19 protein-coding genes are annotated in these 20,031 nt (G+C 71.3%); 7 read left to right on the forward strand and 12 right to left on the reverse strand.

Translation table 11 applies throughout. The annotated features are described in order from the left end of the window. Positions 1 to 6: 6 nt before the first annotated feature. Positions 7 to 1,473: a multicopper oxidase family protein gene (locus AB0G10_RS18155; protein ID WP_360922383.1), complete on the forward strand. Its 1,467-nt coding sequence runs from the start codon at positions 7 to 9 to the stop codon at positions 1,471 to 1,473. Beyond that, positions 1,473 to 2,747, forward strand: coding sequence for a cation:proton antiporter (locus AB0G10_RS18160; protein WP_360922386.1), 1,275 nt, complete (start codon positions 1,473 to 1,475; stop codon positions 2,745 to 2,747). Before AB0G10_RS18155 ends, AB0G10_RS18160 begins: the two co-directional genes overlap by 1 nt. Before the next feature lie 366 nt (positions 2,748 to 3,113). Here the strand turns inward: AB0G10_RS18160 and AB0G10_RS18165 are convergent, their stop codons facing one another. Continuing rightward, positions 3,114 to 3,440, reverse strand: a complete 327-nt coding sequence (locus AB0G10_RS18165) for an STAS domain-containing protein (RefSeq protein ID WP_360922389.1) — start codon at positions 3,438 to 3,440, stop codon at positions 3,114 to 3,116. Positions 3,441 to 3,508: 68 nt separating this feature from the next. Between AB0G10_RS18165 and AB0G10_RS18170 the strand changes: the two genes are divergently transcribed. Genes AB0G10_RS18170 through AB0G10_RS18180 form a run of 3 tightly spaced genes read left to right on the forward strand, consistent with a single transcriptional unit; the run spans position 3,509 to position 5,115 of the window. Beyond that, on the forward strand, positions 3,509 to 3,853 hold the full coding sequence (locus tag AB0G10_RS18170; RefSeq protein WP_360922392.1) for a metalloregulator ArsR/SmtB family transcription factor: 345 nt from the start codon (positions 3,509 to 3,511) through the stop codon (positions 3,851 to 3,853). Further along, entirely contained in the window at positions 3,850 to 4,842 is a 993-nt protein-coding gene (locus AB0G10_RS18175; protein ID WP_360922395.1) for an SRPBCC domain-containing protein, read from the forward strand. The genes AB0G10_RS18170 and AB0G10_RS18175 overlap by 4 nt, the downstream gene beginning before the upstream one ends. Positions 4,843 to 4,866: 24 nt before the next feature. After that, complete coding sequence (locus tag AB0G10_RS18180) at positions 4,867 to 5,115, forward strand: hypothetical protein (RefSeq protein ID WP_360922397.1); 249 nt, start codon at positions 4,867 to 4,869, stop codon at positions 5,113 to 5,115. Here AB0G10_RS18180 and AB0G10_RS18185 read toward each other — a convergent pair. The 6 genes from AB0G10_RS18185 to AB0G10_RS18210 all read right to left on the reverse strand — a co-directional run bounded on the left by AB0G10_RS18185 (position 5,101) and on the right by AB0G10_RS18210 (position 13,230). Continuing rightward, positions 5,101 to 6,552 (reverse strand): cryptochrome/photolyase family protein, encoded by a 1,452-nt coding sequence (locus AB0G10_RS18185; protein ID WP_360922400.1) that lies wholly within the window; start codon positions 6,550 to 6,552, stop codon positions 5,101 to 5,103. The two genes, AB0G10_RS18180 and AB0G10_RS18185, sit on opposite strands and share 15 nt — an antisense overlap. A 28-nt stretch (positions 6,553 to 6,580) precedes the next feature. Then, the gene (locus tag AB0G10_RS18190; RefSeq protein ID WP_360922403.1) at positions 6,581 to 8,146 is read right to left on the reverse strand and encodes an FAD-dependent oxidoreductase; all 1,566 of its coding nucleotides are present in this window, start codon (positions 8,144 to 8,146) and stop codon (positions 6,581 to 6,583) included. A gap of 65 nt (positions 8,147 to 8,211) precedes the next feature. Continuing rightward, positions 8,212 to 10,164 carry a right-handed parallel beta-helix repeat-containing protein gene (locus AB0G10_RS18195; protein WP_360922406.1) on the reverse strand — a complete coding sequence of 651 codons (1,953 nt, stop codon included), beginning with the start codon at positions 10,162 to 10,164 and terminating at the stop codon, positions 8,212 to 8,214. A 14-nt stretch (positions 10,165 to 10,178) separates the two neighbouring features. Further along, positions 10,179 to 10,985 carry a carbohydrate ABC transporter permease gene (locus tag AB0G10_RS18200; RefSeq protein ID WP_360922409.1) on the reverse strand — a complete coding sequence of 269 codons (807 nt, stop codon included), beginning with the start codon at positions 10,983 to 10,985 and terminating at the stop codon, positions 10,179 to 10,181. Beyond that, complete coding sequence (locus tag AB0G10_RS18205; RefSeq protein ID WP_360922412.1) at positions 10,982 to 11,941, reverse strand: sugar ABC transporter permease; 960 nt, start codon at positions 11,939 to 11,941, stop codon at positions 10,982 to 10,984. The genes AB0G10_RS18200 and AB0G10_RS18205 overlap by 4 nt, the downstream gene beginning before the upstream one ends. Before the next feature lie 2 nt (positions 11,942 to 11,943). Next, complete coding sequence (locus tag AB0G10_RS18210) at positions 11,944 to 13,230, reverse strand: extracellular solute-binding protein (RefSeq protein ID WP_360922415.1); 1,287 nt, start codon at positions 13,228 to 13,230, stop codon at positions 11,944 to 11,946. 177 nt (positions 13,231 to 13,407) lie between these two features. Between AB0G10_RS18210 and AB0G10_RS18215 the strand changes: the two genes are divergently transcribed. Further along, positions 13,408 to 14,928, forward strand: coding sequence for an alpha-L-arabinofuranosidase C-terminal domain-containing protein (locus tag AB0G10_RS18215; RefSeq protein WP_360922418.1), 1,521 nt, complete (start codon positions 13,408 to 13,410; stop codon positions 14,926 to 14,928). A gap of 55 nt (positions 14,929 to 14,983) precedes the next feature. Here the strand turns inward: AB0G10_RS18215 and AB0G10_RS18220 are convergent, their stop codons facing one another. The 3 genes from AB0G10_RS18220 to AB0G10_RS18230 all read right to left on the reverse strand — a co-directional run bounded on the left by AB0G10_RS18220 (position 14,984) and on the right by AB0G10_RS18230 (position 17,989). Beyond that, complete coding sequence (locus AB0G10_RS18220; RefSeq protein WP_360922421.1) at positions 14,984 to 16,444, reverse strand: endo-1,4-beta-xylanase; 1,461 nt, start codon at positions 16,442 to 16,444, stop codon at positions 14,984 to 14,986. Positions 16,445 to 16,646: 202 nt separating this feature from the next. Next, positions 16,647 to 17,261, reverse strand: a complete 615-nt coding sequence (locus AB0G10_RS18225) for a TetR/AcrR family transcriptional regulator C-terminal ligand-binding domain-containing protein (RefSeq protein ID WP_360922423.1) — start codon at positions 17,259 to 17,261, stop codon at positions 16,647 to 16,649. Further along, positions 17,258 to 17,989, reverse strand: a complete 732-nt coding sequence (locus AB0G10_RS18230; RefSeq protein WP_360922426.1) for an SDR family oxidoreductase — start codon at positions 17,987 to 17,989, stop codon at positions 17,258 to 17,260. Before AB0G10_RS18230 ends, AB0G10_RS18225 begins: the two co-directional genes overlap by 4 nt. 126 nt (positions 17,990 to 18,115) lie before the next feature. On the opposite strand from AB0G10_RS18230, the gene AB0G10_RS18235 reads away from it, so the two are divergent. After that, entirely contained in the window at positions 18,116 to 18,694 is a 579-nt protein-coding gene (locus AB0G10_RS18235) for an ATP-binding protein (RefSeq protein WP_360922429.1), read from the forward strand. A 3-nt stretch (positions 18,695 to 18,697) separates the two neighbouring features. Here AB0G10_RS18235 and AB0G10_RS18240 read toward each other — a convergent pair whose 3' ends face one another. Both AB0G10_RS18240 and AB0G10_RS18245 read right to left on the reverse strand, forming a co-directional pair. Then, complete coding sequence (locus tag AB0G10_RS18240) at positions 18,698 to 19,258, reverse strand: DM13 domain-containing protein (protein WP_360922431.1); 561 nt, start codon at positions 19,256 to 19,258, stop codon at positions 18,698 to 18,700. Positions 19,259 to 19,284: 26 nt separating this feature from the next. After that, positions 19,285 to 20,001, reverse strand: a complete 717-nt coding sequence (locus tag AB0G10_RS18245) for an AfsR/SARP family transcriptional regulator (protein WP_360922434.1) — start codon at positions 19,999 to 20,001, stop codon at positions 19,285 to 19,287. Positions 20,002 to 20,031 lie beyond the last annotated feature (30 nt).

Genomic DNA, 20,031 nt, shown 5'->3' on the forward strand with positions numbered 1-20,031 from the left:
GAATAGATGGACAGACGACACCTGCTGGCCGCCGGCGTGCTGGCCGCCACCGGATCCGTGGTGGCCTCGACGCACGGCGCGTCCGCCGACGCCCCGGATCCGCTGCCCGGGCACCTGAAGCACCGGGCGCCCGGACCGGCCACCGCGGCCGCCGACCCCGGCGTCACCCCGTACACGGTCGGCATGCCGATCCCCGGCCAGCTGCGGCCGGCCCGGGTGTACGCCGACCACGACTACTACGAGCACACCATGGAGCCGGCCGACGTCCGGATCCTGCCGGGCGTGAAGACCGCGGCGCTGACCTTCGGCGGCTCCTTCATCGCGCCGACGATCCGCGCCAGGGCCGGCCGGACCGTGCGGATCAAGTACACCAACCGGCTCAGCGAACCGGCGAACGTCCACCTGCACGGCGGGCACGTCGCCGCCGACCACGACGGCCACCCGATGGACACCGTCCCGCCGGGCGCCTCCCGGGTGTACGAGTACCAGAACCGCCAGGACCCCGCGATGCTCTGGTACCACGACCACACCCACCACCGCGAGGCCGAGCACGTCTACCGCGGCATGCACGGCTTCTACCTGATCGAGAGCGACGCGGAGAAGCGGCTGAACCTGCCGTCCGGGAAGTACGACGTCCCCATGATGATCCGGGACGCCGCCTTCGACGAGAACGGGCAGCTGATCTTCGACGACGCCGTGGACCCGTTGCAGACCCGGCTGACCACGATGGTCAACGGCAAGGTGCAGCCGTACTTCGCGGTCGCCGCCCGGCGCTACCGGTTCCGGCTGCTCAACACCTCGAACCACCGCACCTTCCACCTCACGTTCGGTGACCTCCCCGTGGTCCAGGTCGGCAGCGACGGAGGGCTGCTGCCCCGGCCGGTGCCGGTCACCGAGCTGTCGCTGTCGCCGGCCGAGCGCGCCGACGTCGTGGTGGACTTCGGCGGGCGCGCCACCGGGTCCCGGATCCTGCTGGAGACCGCCGAGCTCGGGCCGATCCTGCGCTTCGACGTCGACCGGCAGTCCGCGGACACCAGCGCCGTGCCGGCGGTGCTCCGGACCATGCCGGCGCCGCCGGTCCCGATCCGGGAACGCGAGATCACCCTCGGGCTGTCACCCGACCAGCAGTGGTTCTGGATCGACGGCAAGCCCTACGACCCGTACCGCATCGACGCGACGGTGCGCCGGGGCACCACCGAGGTCTGGAAGGTGCACAACGCCGACACCGTCTTCGGCGGCATCGAGCACGTCTTCCACATGCACCTCGTGCAGTTCCGCGTGCTCGACCGCGACGGCGCGCCGCCGCTGCCCGGCGAGACCGGCTTCAAGGACACCGTGCACATCCCCGGCGGCACCACGGTCCGGCTGCTCGCGAAGTTCACCGACTTCACCGGGGTGTACGCGTACCACTGCCACATGATGGAGCACGCGTCCACCTTCCAGATGATGGCCCAGATGGAAGTGGTCCCCTGATGGACGCGCTCATCGCCGACGTCGTGGGCGCGGTCGCCGTGGTCGTCTTCCTGTCCTGGCTGCTCGGCGCCGCCGCCCGCCGGCTGGGGCAGCCCGCCGTCGTCGGTCAGATGATCGCCGGGATCGCTCTCGGCCCGAGCGTCCTCGGGCACCTGCCCGGTGACCTCACCGGACGGCTGTTCCCGCCGACCGCCCTCCCGTCGCTCACCGCGCTGGCCCAGGTCGCGGTCGTGCTGTTCATGTTCGTGGTCGGCTACGAGCTCGACCGCGGGCTGCTCCGGCACGGCCGCCGGGCCGCGGTCCTCGTCGCGGTGGCGGCTCTGGTCGTACCCATGGCTCTGGGCGCCGGCGCGGCGACCCTCTTCGAACCGGCGTTCACGGCGCTCGGTCAGCCGCCCACGAACGGGGCCTTCGTCGCCTTCATGGGCGTCGCCGTCTCCATCACGGCCCTGCCCGTCCTCGCCGCCATCCTGCGCGAGCGGGGACTCACGGTGACCATCCCCGGCGTCACCTCGACGACCGCCGCCGGGATCATGGACGGGGTCGCCTGGGTGCTGCTCGCCGCCGTGGTCGCCGGCGTGACCCGGCTGCACGGCTACTCCTGGTCGGCCTCGCTGCTGCTGTTCGCGCTCTTCATGGCCGTGATGCTGCTGCTGGTGCGGCCGGCCCTGGCCTGGTGGCTCAACCGGCACCCGGGCCGGACCCTGGCCCTGCCGATCGCCATGACGCTCGCCCTGGCCGCCGCCTGGGTCACCGCGTCCATCGGCCTGCACGCGGTGTTCGGCGGTTTCGTCGCCGGGCTGGCCATGCCGCGCCGCACCGCCGAGCCCGACCCGGACGTCCTCGAGCCGATGGAGAAGATCTCCGGAGCGCTGCTGCCGCTGTTCTTCATGATCACCGGGCTGTCGGTGAACATCGGCGCGCTCGGCGGCGACGCGTTCCTGGTCCTCGGCCTGGTCTGCCTCATCGCGGTCGCCGGCAAGACGGTCCCGGCCTACTTCGCGGCCCGCGCCGGTGGCCTGCGGCCGCGGGACTCCGGCATCGTGGCCGTCCTGATCAACACGCGCGGCCTCACCGAGCTGATCGCCCTCAACGTGGGGCTGAGCGCCGGCCTGATCGGGCAGCAGCTGTTCAGCGTGCTGGTGCTCATGGCGGTGCTGACCACGGTGCTGACCTCGCCGCTGCTCACCCTGGTGGGCGTGCCGAAACTCGCCGCGACGAGGACGGCGCCGCCACCGGACCTGCCCGCGGTCGCCGCCGCCCGGACGCCCTGAGCCGACGCCGCGCCGTGGCCCTGGGCCCGGCGGCGGCCTGCGCCGGGAGAGCAGCCAGTGCGCGGGCGTCGTCCGGTGCTGCGCGCGTCCGGCCCCGCCCGGCCGAACGGGATGCCCAGCATGTCCGCCCCGTCGACGGCGCCGCGGCCGGCGAGCAGGCTCAGCCGGACGCCCTCGGCCGTGACGACCGGCTCGCCGCGGTGCGCTGACGCCCAACGCCGCCACCCGCGTGTTGAGTTGAGGTTCGATCCGCGCCTCAACTCGACACGCAAGGAGGGTTTCTTCGTTGCGTGTGGAGATGGGGTGCGGATTGGACCGCAACTCAACACGCGAAGTGGCGCCGGCGCGAGAGCGGGCACCAAGACGTCAGGCGGTCAGGCCGAACGCGGCGGACAGGCCGGTCACCTGCACGGCCTTGGCGACCGGCGGCGACGGGTCGACCAGGGTCAGCGTCACGCCCGCCGCGGCGGCGGAGTTGCGGGCGCTGATGAGCGCGCCGAGGGCGTACGAATCGATCAGCGTCACCCGGGAGACGTCCACCTGCAGGAACCGGCACGACGAGGCCTGGGCCGCTGCCGCGAGGTTGTCGCGTACCTCGTCGGCGTCCGCGAGATCCAGCTCGCCGGCCAGCGCGGCACGCAGGGTGACGCCGTCGCTGCTGGTCTCGTACATGATCAATGCGTTGCCCGACATGAGAGCGACCGTAGCAGGACCGCGTCATCAAGTTGACGCTTGATAAAGCGATCGCTTTAATAAGCGTCATGGAACTGGACGCGCTCTTCACGGCGCTCGGCGACCGCACCCGGCGGGACATCGTCGTGCGGCTCAGCGCCGGCGAGGCCACGGTCAAGGAGTTGGCCGAGCGCTACGACATGACCATGCAGGCCGTGTCGCAGCACGTGCGGGTCCTGGAGCGGTCCGGCCTGATCAGTCGCGGACGGCACCGGCAGACCCGGCCGTGCCGGCTCGAGCCGCGGGCCCTGGAGGCCGCCGCGTCGTGGATCGAGGAGAGCCGCCGGATGTGGTCCGACCGGATGGACCGGCTCGACGAGCGGCTGGCGATCCTGCAGGAGGACGGTAAGAAGCAGGAGGGCGGGGAAGAGTGAGCAGCGACGAACTGGTCTACCGGCGGGTCTTCCGCGCCCCGCGCGAGCTGGTGTGGCGATGCCTCACCGAGCCCGCCGAACTGGCGCGCTTCTGGGGCCCGGAGGGGATGGACACCCCGCTCGACGGCATCGTCGTCGAGCTCTGGCCGGGCGGGCGCTTCGAGACCCTCATGGTCGGCGGCCACGGCAGCCACCGGATGGTCGCCACCTTCACCGACGTGGCCGCCCCGGAACGGCTGGCCTGGGTCGAGCCGGCCACCGGCATGCACACCACCAGCACCCTCACCGATCTCGGCGAGGGCGGCACCGAGGTGGTCATCCACCAGCGGCACGTGCCCGAGCCGATGCGCCGGCCGGAGAACCGCGCCGGCTTCCGGACCTCGCTCGACAAGCTCGAATCCCACCTGGCCGCCCTGACCCGGAAGGCGATCTTCGAGGGGCTGGCCGGCCTGCTGCACGAGACGGCCGCCTGGGACGCGCCGTCGCTGTGCGAGAAATGGCAGATCCGGCACGTGGTCGCGCACGTGACGATGCCGGTCCGGCTCACCCCGGAGCGCTTCGGCGCCGAGATGGCGGCCGCCGGCGGCGACTTCGCCGTGCTGTCCGACACGGTGGCGGCCCGCGACGCCGAGCTGCCCGCCGCCGACCTGCTGGCCCAGCTCCGCGCACCGCTGCTGCACGCCTGGCTGCCGCCGGGCGGGGGAGAGGCGGGCGCCCTCACCCACGCCGTCATCCACTCCCTGGACATCACGGTCGCCCTGGCCCGCCCGCCGGTCGCCCCGCCCGCAGCGATCACCGAGGTCCTCGACCAGCTCACCGCGGCCGGAGGCGCACTGTTCGGCGTCGACCTGAGCGGGGTACGCCTCGAAGCCACCGACACGGCCTGGAGCTGGGGCGAGGGCCGTGTCATCGAGGCCACGAGCGGCGAGCTGGCGGCCCTGCTCGGCGCCCGCACCCTCCCCGGCGGCCGCGTTCTCCCGCGCGCATGACCCCGGGCGTGCAGGCTGGGCAGCATGGGTGACCTCGACCCCGGCTCCGCGGCGGCCGCCGAGGCGTGGTTCGGCCAGGCGCACCGGCATCTGACCGGCGGCGGCTACACGATCGAGGCGTTCGAGACGCGGGCGGACCACCGCCGGCTGGTGGCGACGCACCCGGAGAGGCTGATCCGGGTGGCGATGGGGCAGTACCTCGGCCGGACCGCCGTCGAGGTGTCGGTCCAGTCGGCCTGCGTCCCGGAGCCGGCGCCCTCAGGGCGCCCGTGAGCCGCGCGCCGTCTCCTGCTCGACCACGGCGTCCACGTCCGCCAGCCGGCCCAGCCCCTGCAGCGGCCGGCGCATCCGGTGGTTGCCGGCCAGCTCGGTCGAGTGGCGGGCCAGGAAACTCCAGTACCCGGCCGTGTAGGGGCAGGCGTCGTCGCCCAGGCGGACCTTCGGGTTGTAGCGGCATCCCCCGCAGTAGTCGCTCATCCGGCTGATGTAGGCGCCGCCGGCCGCGTACGGCTTGGTGCTCATCCGGCCGCCGTCGGCGAACTGGCTCATGCCGACCACGTTCGCCGTCATCACCCACTCGTAGCCGTCGACGAAGGCGCGGTGGAACCAGTCGGCCAGGGCGCCGGGCCGCCAACCGCGCTGCAGCGCGTAGTTGCCGAGCACCATGAGGCGCGGGATGTGGTGCACCCAGCCGTGGTCGCGGACGCCGGCCAGCACGTCGGAGAGGCAGCGCGCCTCGACCGCGCCGGCGTCCAGGTTCGCGAACCAGGCCGGCAGCTCGCGCCGCGCGTGCAGTTCGTTCGCGGCGCGGTAGGAGGGCTCGAAATACCAGTACAGGTGCCAGATGAAGTCGCGCCAGCCGAGGATCTGCCGGATGAATCCCTCGACGGAGCGCAGATCAACCCCGTCTTTCCGGTACGCCGCCTCGCTCCGCTCGATCACTTCGGCGGGATCCAGGAGTCCCAGGTTCATGGTGGCGGAGAGCATGCTGTGCGCCATGAACGGGTTCCCGGCGAGCATGGCGTCCTCGTAGGGCCCGAAGATCGGGAGGCGGTGCTTCACGAAGTGCCGCAGCCGGGCCAGCGCCTCGGCCCGGGTGGCCGGGAACAGGCGCGGGCCGTCGTTGCCGAGGAACGTGATGCCGTCCTCCCGCTCCCACCGGTCGAGGTCGGCGCGGACCTCCTCGTCGATCTCGTCCTCGGCGATCGGCGGCGGCGCGGCGACGTCGAGGCGGGCGGGCGGCGGCTCCCGGTTGTCGGCGTCGTAGTTCCAGCGCCCGCCGGCCGGTTCGGCGCCGTCCATGAGGACGTCGTGCCGGCGCCGGGCGTCCCGGTAGAAGTCCTCGAGCCGCAGGTGGTCGCGCCCGTGCGCCCACGCTACGAAGTCCTGGGGCGCGGTCACGAAGCCGCGCGGCGGCAGCATCTCCACGCCGGGCAGCCGCTTCACCAGGTCGCGGGCGGCCCGCGAGGTGGGGTGGCAGACCGTCACCGGCTCGGTGACGGCCTCGGCGTAGGTCTCGGCCCGGACCAGCCGCACGTCGCCGCCGTCGCGGGCGAGGTGGCGCATCGCGGAGAGCACGAGGTGCGCCTTCTGCCGGTGGAACACCCGGCGCCGGAACACGGCCTTCGACTCGACGAGCAGGACCGGCTGGCCGGGTTCGTCGAGGAAGTGCGGGCCCAGCTGATCGGCGAACAGCCACCGGCGTCTCATACCGGCCATCCTGCCCCGGATCGCGACGCTAGGTCGTCAACACGCGCTGGTGGAGGGCGGTGACGGCGGCCCGGGCCGAGAGGAAGGCGCCGTGCTGCCAGGCGACGGCCTGGCTGAGCCAGTCCCCGGCGAAGTAGACGCGGCCGGCCGGTTCGAGCAGCGGCCGGAAGGAGGACCACGGGTAGGCCCACGCGCCCTCCAGGTGCGGCATGCGCTCCCAGGCCACCGAGAAGGCGGAGGCGAGCTCGGTGCGGTACTTCGCGCCGTGGATCTTCACACCCTGCTCGATCGCCCGGGCGGTCCGCGCGGCCGGGCTCAGCGCGCCGTACGCCTCGGCCACCTCGCCGAAGTTGTAGTAGCCGACGACCAGGCCGCGCCGGTCGTGGAAGCCGGACGACGGATACCAGATCTGGGTGATGTCGAGGTCGGTGAAGGTGGGGCCGCCGTAGATCCGCAGGTCGGTCTCCCACCAGCGGCTGCGGTACTCCAGGCCGATCTTGCCGGCCGCGAACGGGACGAACGCGGCGAGCGCGGCGCTCACCTCGGCGCTGAAGTTGTGCGGGATCTTCGCCAGGAGGTGCGGCGGCAGCGCGGCGACGCAGAAGTCGGCGGTGATCGCGTGCTCGCGGCCGCCCTGCCGGTAGGTGACCACGACGTCCGCGTCGCGGCCGGTCACGGTCAGCACCCGGGCGCCGAGCCGGATCCGGTGCCGGCCGGCCGCCGCGGCGAGGGCTGTCGCGATCCGGTCCATGCCGCCGACCGGCTGGAACATCATCATGGCCTGGTCGTAGCCGAACTCGAAGCTGAGGTAGCGCCCCACCTCGCTGGCGAGGACGTCGGAGAGCGACGCCGGCCCGGGCAGCGGGGTGCCCGCGTCCTCGCCCGCTCCCGGGTACGAGGAGAAGCCGCGCCGGGTCGAGCCGGTGTATTCGTGGGCCGCCCCGATGTCGCCGAAGTCCTCGAGGAAGGCGAGCAGCCGCTGCCGGTCCTCGGCGGTCAGCCGGCCGTCCAGCGCGCCCTGGTCGGTGGCCTTCGCGAGCAGTTCCGACACGTACCCGTAAAGGTCTGCCTTGGCGGTGCGCATCCGGACCGGGGGCCCGGCGGCCTCGTTGTAGATCAGGGTGTCGGCGTTGGCGTTGACGAAGGGCTCGACGGGGACGCCGAGCTCCCGGCAGTAGTCGAGGGTGACCATCCACTGGGCGACGCGGGCCGGTCCGGCGTTGAAGTACGTGCCGGGGGAGTACGCGGCCCGCTGGGTGCGGCCGCCGAGGTCGGTCAGCGCGGTGCCGCCGCGGACCGTGAGGTTGCGGCCGCCGGCGATGTCCCGCGCCTCCAGCACGGTGCAGTCGTATCCGGCCTTGCCCAACTCGTAGGCGCAGGTGAGCCCGGCGATGCCGGCGCCGAGGACCACCACCTTGCGGGCGGCGCGCCCGGTCAGGTGGAAGTCGGACGGCTGCGGCGGCCGGAATGCGGGGGTCGCCGCGCGCGCCGGTGCGAGGCCGAGCGCCCCCATCGTCGCGAAGAGTGCCCCCGCCCCGCCGCTGACGCCCACGGATTGCAGGAATCGACGTCGAGTGACCTCTCCATCACGCATCGTCCGAGTCTCGTGACGGCCGATAACGGCCACATATATCGACCGTCACGGATCGATAACCCGGCTCACCACACCCGGATGCGGCTGCTCCCGGCCGTGAGATCGGCGAGCGGCCCCGCCGGGTACGCCCGGGCCGGCGCCTTGCGGACACCGGTCAGGTCGGTGTCGATGACGGCCGGCGTGCCGTCGCGCTCCTCGAACTCGGCGTCGGCGAACCGGACCCGCTCCAGGTCGCGGCCGCCGACCGGCACGACCGCGGCGGCGTCGAAGCCGTCCGGGAGGTCGGCCACCAGGTAGACCTCGTCGCCGTCCTGGACGATCGACGCCGACGCGTCGCCCAGGGTGACCGCGTCCCGCTCGCCGGCGAACGCCCGCGCCCCGCCGGCGTAGACGTTGTTGCGGGCGTACACGGCCTGCTTGACATTGAGGAAGCGCTGGTGATCTCCCGGCGGCTCCTCGTCGATGCGCTTCAGGTACTCGGCGAACGACGCGGGATAGGCGTCGTAGCCGGCGGTGCCCGCCACCGCCGGGGCGGTCCCCTCGGGCATGGCCGCGTACGCGACAGAGGGGTCCCCGCCCGCGAAGAGGTTGCCGATCCACCGGTCGTCGCCGCCCACGATGAAGGCGTAGCCGGCCACCTGGGTGCTGTGCGGCCGGTGGTAGGGGGTGGCCCGGTCCATCACCGGCTCGACCCACAGGGTGCCGCAGATCAGGTTGTTGACGAACGCCCCGCCCTGGCTCCACAGCTCCAGCGACGCCGGCGACGCCAGGATGTTGTGCTCGACCAGGTAGGGACCGTGGCTGACCTCGATGAACAGGTCCCGGGTGTTGTCGTGGTAGATGTTGCGGGAGACCCGGGTGCCCTGGGTCTGCCAGTCCAGCCAGGTGCCGAGCGAGCAGTCGTGGATGCGGTTGTGCCGGATCTCCACGTCGATCGCCGCGTGCAGCTTGATGCCGCCGATCTCGTACCCGTAGAACTCGCGCTTGAGCGCGATGTTGTAGATGTGGTTGTCCTCGATCGTGGAGAAGACGCAGCCGAGGTGGCCGACGATGCCGTTCTGCCCGCAGTCGTGGATGGTGTTGCGGCGGATCACGTGCGAGCCGATGTGCTCCCGGTCCCAGCCGATCTGCCGGGCCGCGAAGACCGACTCCAGCTGATACTGATAACCGGGCTTGTCGCCGCGCTCGGTCGCGTAGTGGTGCCCGGTCGACGCCTCCTTGCCGATCGAGACGGCCGAGGTCTTCGCGTCGTGGATGACGTTGTCCTCGATGATCCAGCCCTTGGCCCAGTTCGGGCCGATCAGCCCCGGCTGGTCGGCGGTGGGCGGCGTCCACGGGGTGGCCGCCTGGCAGAGCTCGAAGCCGCGCACGGTGATGTAGTCCAGATGCGGCACGAGCGGGTAGAACACCGACCTGCGTACGTTGATCTCGACAAGCTCCACGTTCGGGTCGGCGCCCTGGAAGTTGGCCCAGATCGTGGTCTCCGCGGCGCCCACCTCGGCGTACCAGACCAGCAGCGTCCGCTCCGGCTCGCGGATCCGGTCGGTGACGCCGGTCCAGTCGTCGATCACCTCGGTGCGCTTCTCCGGGTCGGACACCTCGGCGCGCGAGGCGGCCTCGTAGAAGCTGAGGCCGTTGAGGTAGACGTCGCCGAGGTGCTTGCCGCGGACGACCCAGTCCCCGGCGAGTTCCTCGGCGAACGGGTTGAAGTCGCCGAACAGGGTGTTGGCGACGGTCGCCTTCCACACCGTGCCGCCGTCCGGCTGCCAGCCGGTGACCCGCTCGGAGCCCTTGATGACGACGTGCTCACCCTCGGCGGCCCGGTAGGTGATGCGGCGGTTGTCGCTGAGACCGCCCCGCCGGGGGGTGACCCACTCGCGGTACTCGCCGGCGTGGACGATCACGGTGTCGCCGGGGCGGGCGATCGCGGCGGCCCGGTTGATGGTCCGGAACGGCCGCTCCGGCGAGCCGTCGGCATCGTCGTTGCCGGTGGTCGCCACGTGCAGCAGCGATGTCATGTCGTGAGGCCTTTCTATCCTTTGACGGCGCCGGTGAGGCCGCCGACGATGCGACGTTCGAAGAGGCTGAAGAACACCAGCGCCGGGATCATCGACAACGAGGTGAAGGCGAGCACCTTCGCGGTGTCCACCGAGTATTGCGAGGCGAACGCCTGCACCCCCAGCGGCAGCGTGAATCCATCCTGGTCGTTGAGGATGAACAGCGGCAACAGGTAGCTGTTCCAGCTGTTCACGAACGCGAGGATGCCGACGGTGATCAGACCCGGGACCGACAGCGGGAGCACCATCCGCCAGAAGAAGCCGAGCCGGCTGCACCGGTCGATGGCGGCGGCCTCCTCGATCTCGCGCGGGATCGCCCGGAGGAACGGCACCAGGATGATGATCGTGGTGGGCAGCCCGAACGCGATCTGCGGCAGGATGACGCCGGGCAGCGTGTTCACCAGGCCGAGGTTCTTGATCAGGATGTAGAGCGGGGTGATCGCGACCGTGGCCGGGAACATCAGGCCGGCGGCGAACAGGGCGTACATCGCTCCGCGCCCGCGGAACCGGTAGCGGGCCAGCACGTAGCTGGCCATCACGCCGAGCACGACGACGCCGGCCGTGGTGGCGACCGCCGCGATCGTCGAGTTGCCGACCTGGCGCCAGAAGACGTCGCCGGTCAGCACGCCGGTGTAGTTCTCGAACACCCACGGGTCGGGCAGGCCGGCCGGGTCGGTGGTGATCTGCGAGTTGGTCCGGAACCCGCCGACGATGATGTAGACGACCGGGCCGAGCATGAGGCCGATCAGGGCGAGGGCGGCGAAATAGCGGGAGTGCTTCATGCGTGTCCCTCACTGTCGCGGCGCAGCACGAACCGCTGGTACACGAGCGCGATCATCATGGAGATGGTGAAGAGCACGACGGCGACGGCGTTGCCGTACCCGTAGTTGGCGGCGTTGCGGCCCTCGACGACCATGTAGGTCGCCATGGTCGAGGTGCCGGCGGTGGACGCGACGTACTGGCCCCAGATGATGTAGACCAGGTCGAACAGTTGCAGCGCGCCGATGATCGACAGGAACGCCCAGATCCGGATGGTCGGCCCGAGCAGCGGCAGCGTGATCCGCCACTGGGTCTGCCAGTAGGTGGCGCCGTCCATCGCGGCCGCCTCGCTCAGCTCCTCCGGGATGTTCTGCATCCCGGCCAGGAACAGGATCACCGCGAACCCGATGTACTTCCAGGTCAGAACCAGCATCAGGGTCCAGATGGCGAGCCGCGGGTTCGCCAGCCAGTCCTGGGCCAGGCCGCCGAGGCCGATCGAGCGCAGGACGTCGTTGACCGCCCCGTCGGTCTGCAGCAGCAGGGCCCAGGCCGTCCCGACGATGACCTCGGAGATCACGTACGGCACGAAGATCAGCACCCGGATCAGCGACTGCCCGCGCATCCGCTGGTTGAGCAGCAGCGCCAGGCCGAGCGCGATCGGGCCCTGCAGGACCAGCGACAGCACCACGATCTGGCCGTTGTGCATGAGCGCCTCGTGGAAGGCGGTGTCCTGCAGGATGGTGACGTAGTTGTCGAGCCCGACGAAGTCGGTCGGCGGCCCGTAACCCTTCCACCGGTAGAAGCCGTAGTAGGCGGCGAGCACGACCGGGACGATCACGAAGCCGATGAAGACCAGGATCGCCGGGCCGGACAGCACCGCGATCTCCAGACGCTGAGCCCAGCCGATCCCGCGCCGGCGGGGGCGGACCGGTGGCGGCGCCTGCACGCCACCCCCGGCCCGCACCTCGGTGACCGTCACTGTCAGCCCTTCTTGGCCGCGTCGTTCACGGCCTGGATGATCCCGGCGACGTCACCCTTGCCGGCGAGCAGGTTGACCACGCCGACGTTGAGGGCGTTGCCGACGTTCTGGCCGTAGACGGTGTCGAGCCACTGCGAGACGTAGGGCGCCTTGTTGTAGGCGTCCAGCACGGCCTTGAGGTAGTCCTCGGTGACCGCGCCCTGCGCCTCCTTGTTGACCGGCAGCGCGTTGTAGGCCTTGTAGTACGCCTCCTGCACGTCCTTGGTGAGCAGGTAGTTGAGGAAGTCGGTGCACTCCTTCGGCGCGTCGACCGAGCACGAGTAGCCGTCCGCGCCGCCCATGATCGCGGCCGGGTCGCCCTGGCCACCCGGGACCGAGGGGAACGGGAAGTAGCCGAGGTCCGGCATCGGCTTGGCGTCCTTGGTCAGCGACGCGATGACACCCGGGTCCCAGGCGCCCATCAGTTCCATGCTCGCCTTGTAGTTGGCGACCAGGCCGGCCGAGCTGCCCGCGCCCTGCTGCGCCGAGGTGGTCAGGAAGCCGTCGTTGAACGGCTTGGTGTCGGCGAACGCCTTGAGGTCCTCACCGGCCTTGGTCCAGCAGGCGTCGGAGAAGTCCTTGCTCTGCGCGGCCGCCTCGAGCGAGGCCTGGGAGCAGGCGCGCAGCGCGAAGAAGTAGTACCAGTGCGCGGCCGGCCACGCGTCCTTGGCGCCGAGGGCCACCGGGGTGCCGTTGGCCTTGAGCTTCGTCACCGCCTGGTTGAGGTCGTCCAGCGTGGCCGGCGGCGTGGTGACACCCGCCTTCTGGAAGAGGTCCTTGGAGTACCAGAAACCCCCGGGCAGGATCGAGACGGGTACGGAGTACGCCTTGCCGTCCACCTGTCCGGTGCGGAGAGCGGCCTCGCCGACGGCGGCCTTCGTCTCGGCCGTGATGTCGGCGGTGATGTCCTTGAGCTGGCCGGCCTCCACCATCGCGGCCATCTTGCCGCCGCCCCGCTGCAGGAAGAGGTCCGGCGCCGAGCCGGAGTTGAGCGCGGTCTGTAGCTTGCCGTCCAGGTCCTCGTTCTGGACCTGCTGAATCTTGATCTTCACGTTCGGATGGGCGGTCTGGTAGGCGGCGACGGTGGACTCCCAGAAGGCCGCGCCGGGCCCGGTCGAGGCGTTGTGCCAGAGCTGCATCTCGACGTTGCCACCCGAGCCGCCGTCGTCGTCTCCGCCGCTGCAGGCGGACAGACCCGTGACCGCCAGCGCTGCCGCGGTGGCCAGGGCGAGGGTTCTTCTCGGCGACATGTGATGCCCACCTCTCGGTGTCGAAAGTTTCGGAATAGATCCGGAAGATGCCGCTCAAGTTAGGGACCGTTTCATGGACATGTCAAGGTGTCGTACGCCAGGATGGCAACACGTTCGAAATCAGCAGGGGTGGACCTGGCTCCGAAAGTTTCGGGCAGCTCCCCGGAAAGGCACCACATGACCATCGAAGCCGTCATCAACCTCGACCTCGGCGGGCCGCGCATCAGCCGGCACCTCTACGGGCACTTCGCCGAGCATCTGGGCCGCTGCGTCTACGGCGGCTTCTACGTCGGCGAGGATTCGGGCATCCCGAACGAGGGCGGCATCCGCCTGGACGTCGTCGACGCCCTGCGCGCCCTGGACATCCCCAATCTGCGCTGGCCGGGCGGCTGCTTCGCGGACGAGTACCACTGGCGCGACGGCATCGGGCCCCGCGCGTCGCGGCCCGCCATGGTGAACACCCACTGGGGCGGGGTCGAGGAGAACAACCACTTCGGCACGCACGAGTTCATGGCGCTCTGCGAGCTCCTCGGCGCCGAGCCCTACATCAGCGGCAACGTCGGCTCCGGGACCGTCCGGGAGATGAGCGAGTGGGTCGAGTACCTGACCCGCGACGGCGACTCGCCGATGGCGAGGCTGCGCCGGGCCAACGGCCGCGACGAGCCGTGGCGGGTGCGGTTCTGGGGTCTCGGCAACGAGGCGTGGGGCTGCGGCGGCGCGATGACCGCCGAGCAGTACGCGTACGAGGCCCGCCGCTACGGCACCTACTGCCGCGACCACGGCGACAACCGGCTCTACAAGATCGCCGCCGGGGCGAACGCCGGCGACTACGCGTGGACCGAGACGCTGATGAAGCAGCTCGCCCATCTCGGCTGCCGGCGCGTGACCAGCACGATGTACCACGCGCTGTCCCTGCACTACTACACGGTCACCGGCCCGAGCTGGGACGAGAAGGGCTCGGCCACGGTCTTCGACACCGGCGACTACTACGCCACGATGGTGGCGGCCGCCCGCGTCGAGGAGCTGATCGCCGGGCACGCCGCGGTGATGGACTGCTACGACCCGGGCCGCAGCGTCGGGCTGGTCCTGGACGAGTGGGGCACCTGGTTCGACGTCGAGCCGGGCACCGACCCGGGCTTCCTGTACCAGCAGAACACCCTGCGCGACGCCCTGGTGGCGAGCGTGCACTTCGACGTCTTTCACCGGCATGCCGGCCGTCTCGTGATGGCCAACATCGCGCAGACCGTCAACGTGCTCCAGGCCATGATCCTCACCGATCCGGACTCGGAGGCCATGGTGCTGACCCCGACCTACCACGTCTTCGCGATGAACCGGGGCCACCAGGACGCCACCGCGCTCCGGGTCGACCTGCGGAGCGCGCCGCCGTCCCGGCCGGTCGGCGACGCGACGCTGACCACCGTCTCGATGTCGGCCAGCCGCAGGGACGGCCGGCTGCTCGTCTCGCTGTCCAACCTCGACGCCACGGAGCCCGCCGACGTGGAGATCGACCTGCGGGGCGGCGCGGTGGCCGGCGCCGAGGCGCTGATCCTGACGTCCGGGGCGCTCCAGGACCACAACACGCCGCGGTCGCCGTCGGTGGTGGCGCCGCGCCCGTACGACGGGGTGTCGCTGGCCGGCGGCACGCTGCGGGTGCACCTGCCGGCCCACTCGTTCGTCACCGTGAGCGGCGCGCTCTGAGGAAGGTGCGGTGAAGGGGTGCGGGGCGGGTCGACGCCGCCCCGCACCCCCGGCTCTACGAGGCGAGCGCGAACCGCTGGTTGGCCTGCCCGTTGCAGTCGTAGATCTGCACCTGCTGGCCGTTGCCGGTGCCCCACACGTCGAGGCAGCGACCGGACTGGACGCCGGTGATGGTGCCGTTGGCGTTCACGTTCCACTGCTGGTTGGCCTGGCCGTTGCAGGCGTAGATCTGCACGGCCGCGCCGTTGCCGGAGCCGGCCGCGTCCAGGCACCGCGTGCCGTACACGGTCAGCTGCCTGCTCGAGGTGAGCGTCCACTGCTGGTTGGCCTGCCCGTTGCAGTCGTAGAGCTGCACCCGCGTGCCGTTGTTCTGCGTCGCGTTCGGCACGTCGACGCACCGGCCGGACTGGGCGCCGACGATCCGGCCCGACCCGGCGGGCGGCGGGGTGGAGCTGCCGCTCGGCGACGGGTTCGGTCCGGCGCCGTTGAGGGCGTTGAGCACCGACGTGTAGGCGGCCTTCTTGTTGCCGTTGCCGTCGAACAGCAGCGGGTTCTCGCTGGCCCGCCACGAGTCGCTGTCGCGCACGCCCCACACCGTGATGCCGATGCACCGCGGCACGTTGAGGCAGGCCTGGGTCAGCCCGGCGTACTGGCTGGTCGAGGCGTTGGTGACGTCGACCTCGGTGAGCAGTACGTCCACACCCAGGGCCGCGAAGCTGGACAGTGTCGTCTGGAAGTTTCCGGGCAGCGAGCTGCCGCCGGTGAAGTGCGTCTGCAGGCCCACGCAGTCGATCGGCACGCCGCGGGCCTTGAAGTCCTGGATCATGCGGTAGACGCCCTGCGTCTTGCCGTAGGACCAGTTCTCGATGTTGTAGTCGTTGTAGCAGAGCCGGGTCGACGGGTCGGCGGCGCGGGCGGTGCGGAACGCCACCTCGATCCAGTCGTTGCCGGTGCCCTGCAGGTTCGACGACCGGCGGCTGCCGTCCTCGTTGAACGCCTCGTTCACCACGTCCCAGGAGTGCAGCTTGCCCCGGTAGTGGGCCATCACGCCGTTGATGTGATCGATCATGGCCTGGCGCAGGCTGCCGCCGCTGAGGCTCTGCATCCAGCCGGGCTGCTGCGCGTGCCACGCGAGGGTGTGGCCGCGGACCTTCATGCCGCGCTGGGTGGCCCAGTTGTAGATCTGGTCACCGGCGCTGAAGTTGAACTGGCCGCGCTGGGGCTGCGTGGCGTCCGGCTTCATCTCGTTCTCGGCGGTCACCATGTCGAACTCGCGCCCGGCGATGGACGTGTAGGTGGCGTTGCCGAGCCGGCTCGCGGCGATCGCCGTGCCGAAGTAGCGGCCGGACTGCTGTGCCGCGGCGCCCAGCGTGCTCGCCGCGGCGTCGGCCTCGGGCATCGCCGTCAGGGCGCCGAACGCCCCGACGGCGGCGACGGCCGCGACGGTCAGCAGCCGTGCTGGGAGCGACCGCCGGCGGGGGATGCCGGTGGTGGGGATCGGGGATGTGCCAGTCACGGGAGATTCCCTTCTCGGGAGTGACGCGATTCGATGCCGAATGCTGGCACGGAAACATCTTCGAAACAAGATATTCCGGTATCCCGGCGGAAGTTGAATCAGCGTTATCCCAGCTCAAATGGCTCGAAAATGCTCCGTCAGTGCGAAAGTCAACGACATATTTTTTCCGAAACTCTCGATATCGCGACCAGGTGGCGGCCGTTCAGATAACAGTTTTCGGAACGCTGATTCCGTCGAAGAGATTGGTGACGAGGGCGTCGATGAACGCGTCGTCGACCGGCTCGTCGGGGACCAGCAGCCGGTGGTAGATCGCGCCCCAGAGCTGGTCGACGAGCACCCGGACGTCGACCTCCGGGCGGATCTGGCCGCGCTCCTGGGCGCGGGTGAGGCGCTCGCAGGCGAGCGCGCGCCGGCCCGTCGAGTAGAGCGCCCGGTACGACGCCGCGAGGTCGGCGTCGGTCTGCGCGGCGCCGATGAGCTGGAGCACCGCCCGGCCGCCCGGCGTGCGCATCACCGCGGCGAAGCTGTGCAGCTGGGCGAGCAGGTCGGCGCGGACGTCGCCGGTGTCGTCGAAGGCGAGGGTGCCGGCGACGGCGTGGAAGTAGGCGTCCATCGCCAGCGCGCCCGGGGACGGCCACAGCTTGTAGATCGTGGTCTTGCTGACGCCCGCGGCCTTCGCGACCCTCTCGAAGGTCAGCCGCGCGATGCCCTCGGCGAGCACGATGTCCCCGGTCGCGCGCAGCACGTCGGCGCGCACCTCGTCGATCGGCCGGCGGCCACGGCCGCGGCGGGCGGTCTCCCCGGGCTCCGCGATCATGCGAGGCCCCCGTTCGTGAAGAGCACCTGGCCGTTGACCCAGCGGGCCGGCCCGGCGAGGAAGGCGACCGTCTCGGCGATGTCCCCGGGCTCGCCGAGGCGCTCCAGCGGCGCGGCCTTGGCCAGGTTCGCGACGGTCGCCTCGTCCTTGCCGTCGAGGAAGAGCGGGGTGGCGGTCGGCCCGGGCGCGACCGCGTTCACGGTGATGTCCCTGCCCCGCAGCTCCCGCGCGAGGACCAGGGTCATCGCCTCGACGGCGGCCTTGCTCGCGACGTAGGCGCCGTAGGTGGGGAATCTGGTCCGGGTGACGCTGGTCGAGAAGTTGACGATGGCGCCGCCGGCCCGGACCCGGTTCGCGGCGAGCCGGGAGACGACGAAGGTGCCGCGGATGTTGGTGCGGTGCATCCGGTCCAGGTCGTCGAGGTCGAGCGTGGCGATGGGGGACAGCAGCATGATGCCGGCCGTGTTCACCACGACGTCGATCCCCCCGAACGCGGCCTCGGTGGCGTCGAAGGCCGCCGCCATGGCCTGCTCGTCGGCGACGTCGCCGCCCACCGCGATCGCCTGCCCACCCGACCCGGTCACCGACTTCACGACCTCGTCGGCGCGGGCGGCGTTGCCGGCGTAGTGCACCGCGACGGCGAATCCGTCGCGGGACAGGCGCTCGGCCACGGCCCGGCCGATGCCGCCGGAGCCGCCGGTGACGAGGGCGACGCGAGTGCTGGTCATGAGGATCTCCTCCGCTGCTCTCATATGAACGACACGTTCATATAACCACGAAATGAACGAGTCGTCCATATGGGCGGGCAAGAAGGTTGCGTCGATTACTGCGTCGATTCGGGGTAGACTGATGCCGTGCAAGCGAAAGCGGTACGACACGAGGCGGTCGCCGGCAGAGCCCGCCTCCTGCGGATCGCCGCGGCCGAACTCTGCCGGCGCGCCGCCGACGCCGGGCAGGCCGCGGCAGCCCAGCGCGCGCGCGTGGAACAGCGCCGGTCCGGCCGCCCGGTCATCCGGATGGACGTCGTCCGGCAGAGGGAACACGCGCCGGCGCCGGCCCTGGTCGAGGAACTGCCCCCGCTGCCCGGCGCGGCCCGCCACGCCCGGGGGCTCGTCACCGACTTCTGTGCCCGCCACGACCTCGGCGCGCTGATCGGCCCGGCCTCGCTGATCGCCGCCGAGCTGGTCGGCAACGTCGTCGACCACGCGCACACGATGATGACCATGCGGATCGCGATGGATCAGGAGCGTTTTCTGTACGTCGGAGTCCGCGACGGCAGCACCACCCCGCCGGAGCTGCGCCTCCCCGATGCCGCCGCCGCGGGGGCCGCCGGTCGCGGACTCCACCTGGTCCAGGCGTTCAGCGACTCCTGGGGCCACCGCGTCGACGACGGCGGCAAGACCGTCTGGGCCCTGCTGCGCCTCCCGGGCTAGGACCTAGGTGGTCTCGAGGGCCGCGGCGCCGAAGGAGACGGCGAAGCGCTTGCACCAGATGCTGACGCTGCGGAAGTCGGCCGGGTCGACGCCGGCCGGGATCGGATAGACCTGGTCGCCGTGGTTGCCCTTGAGCTTGCCGAGCTCCGCGTACGCCCCGTCGTCGAAGACGTGCCAGCCCGCCGAGCCGGTGCGGACGGCCTGGTCGGACAGCCAGACCCGCAGATCGGGGCCGTCGCTGGTGTCGAGGCCGGCCAGTTCGAGCTGGTGGCTGCCGTCGGCGTTGCGGATCACCCGGGCGGTGCCGGCGGTGTCGTGCTCGTGCGTGACGAAGGAGCCCTCCGCCACCACGGCCGCGACCGGCGGCTCGGACGAAGCAGGTGCGGCGGCCGAGGGGGCGGCGGCCGAGGGCGCGGCGGGCGGCGCGGAGGCGACGACGGTCAGGGACTCGGTGACGGTCCGGTCGGTGAACAGCCGCCACGGCTGGAACCAGTAGAGCGCCCCGGCGCCGAGCACCGCGACGACGATCCAGGTGACCGGGCGGGTGAGCAGTCTGCGAATCATGATGTCCCGTCGATGAAGGTGAGTGGTCAGGCGCCGACCGAGTCGCGCAGCAGCCGCCGGTGGATCTGGCGGAGCCGGATTCCCGGTTCCACGGCGAGGTCGCGGACGAGCCGGTGCCGGGTCCGCCGATAGACGTCGAGCGCCTCGGAGCGCCGGTCGCAGGCGTCCAGCGCCTCCATGAGCTGTTCGGCGAACCGCTCGCGCAGCGGATGCTGGGCCACCAGCCGCAGCAGTTCCGGCACGAGGCGCCCGCCCTCGCCGAGCCGGATCAGCGCCTCCACCCGGGTCTCGACCGCGGCGAGCCGCATCTCCTCGAGGCGGGGCGCCTCGATGTCGCGCAGCGGCACGTCGCCGAGGTCGGCGAGCGCCGGCCCGCGCCACAGGGCGAGCGCCTGGTCGAGCAGGGTCACGGCGTGCGCCGGTCGGGCGTGGTGCGCCAGCGCCACCAGCCGCTCGAACTCGCTCAGGTCGGTGGCCGCCTCGATCAGGTATCCGCCGTGCTGGGACCGGAGCACCGGCTCGGGCAGGATGGCGCGGAGCCGGGAGACGTAGTTGCGCACCGTGAGGATCGCGCTCGCCGGTGGGCGCTCACCCCACAGCAGGTCGACGAGGGCGCCGACCGGGACGACCCGGCCGGTCTGGAAGAGCAGGGTGGCGAGCACCGCCCGCTGCCGGGCCGCGGTGATCCGCACCGGGACGCCGCCGTGCCGGATCTCGACCGGACCGAGAAGCCGATATTCCATGCAGGCATCCATCAACACGCCACAACTCCC

The organism is Actinoplanes sp. NPDC023714, from assembly GCF_040639855.1.
In the GTDB taxonomy this organism is placed as follows: Bacteria; Actinomycetota; Actinomycetes; order Mycobacteriales; family Micromonosporaceae; genus Actinoplanes.

What these genes read in the sequence shown, in the direction of transcription:
- AB0G10_RS18195 (WP_360922406.1), bottom strand. Translation starts at nt 10,164, where the DNA reads ATGACATCGCTGCTGCACGTGGCGACCACCGGCAACGACGATGCCGAC.
- AB0G10_RS18155 (WP_360922383.1), top strand. Translation starts at nt 7, where the DNA reads ATGGACAGACGACACCTGCTGGCCGCCGGCGTGCTGGCCGCCACCGGA.
- AB0G10_RS18165 (WP_360922389.1), bottom strand. Translation starts at nt 3,440, where the DNA reads ATGTCGGGCAACGCATTGATCATGTACGAGACCAGCAGCGACGGCGTC.
- AB0G10_RS18215 (WP_360922418.1), top strand. Translation starts at nt 13,408, where the DNA reads ATGACCATCGAAGCCGTCATCAACCTCGACCTCGGCGGGCCGCGCATC.
- AB0G10_RS18225 (WP_360922423.1), bottom strand. Translation starts at nt 17,261, where the DNA reads ATGATCGCGGAGCCCGGGGAGACCGCCCGCCGCGGCCGTGGCCGCCGG.
- AB0G10_RS18160 (WP_360922386.1), top strand. Translation starts at nt 1,473, where the DNA reads ATGGACGCGCTCATCGCCGACGTCGTGGGCGCGGTCGCCGTGGTCGTC.
- AB0G10_RS18210 (WP_360922415.1), bottom strand. Translation starts at nt 13,230, where the DNA reads ATGTCGCCGAGAAGAACCCTCGCCCTGGCCACCGCGGCAGCGCTGGCG.
- AB0G10_RS18170 (WP_360922392.1), top strand. Translation starts at nt 3,509, where the DNA reads ATGGAACTGGACGCGCTCTTCACGGCGCTCGGCGACCGCACCCGGCGG.
- AB0G10_RS18200 (WP_360922409.1), bottom strand. Translation starts at nt 10,985, where the DNA reads ATGAAGCACTCCCGCTATTTCGCCGCCCTCGCCCTGATCGGCCTCATG.
- AB0G10_RS18240 (WP_360922431.1), bottom strand. Translation starts at nt 19,258, where the DNA reads ATGATTCGCAGACTGCTCACCCGCCCGGTCACCTGGATCGTCGTCGCG.
- AB0G10_RS18245 (WP_360922434.1), bottom strand. Translation starts at nt 20,001, where the DNA reads ATGGAATATCGGCTTCTCGGTCCGGTCGAGATCCGGCACGGCGGCGTC.
- AB0G10_RS18190 (WP_360922403.1), bottom strand. Translation starts at nt 8,146, where the DNA reads ATGCGTGATGGAGAGGTCACTCGACGTCGATTCCTGCAATCCGTGGGC.
- AB0G10_RS18180 (WP_360922397.1), top strand. Translation starts at nt 4,867, where the DNA reads ATGGGTGACCTCGACCCCGGCTCCGCGGCGGCCGCCGAGGCGTGGTTC.
- AB0G10_RS18230 (WP_360922426.1), bottom strand. Translation starts at nt 17,989, where the DNA reads ATGACCAGCACTCGCGTCGCCCTCGTCACCGGCGGCTCCGGCGGCATC.
- AB0G10_RS18185 (WP_360922400.1), bottom strand. Translation starts at nt 6,552, where the DNA reads ATGAGACGCCGGTGGCTGTTCGCCGATCAGCTGGGCCCGCACTTCCTC.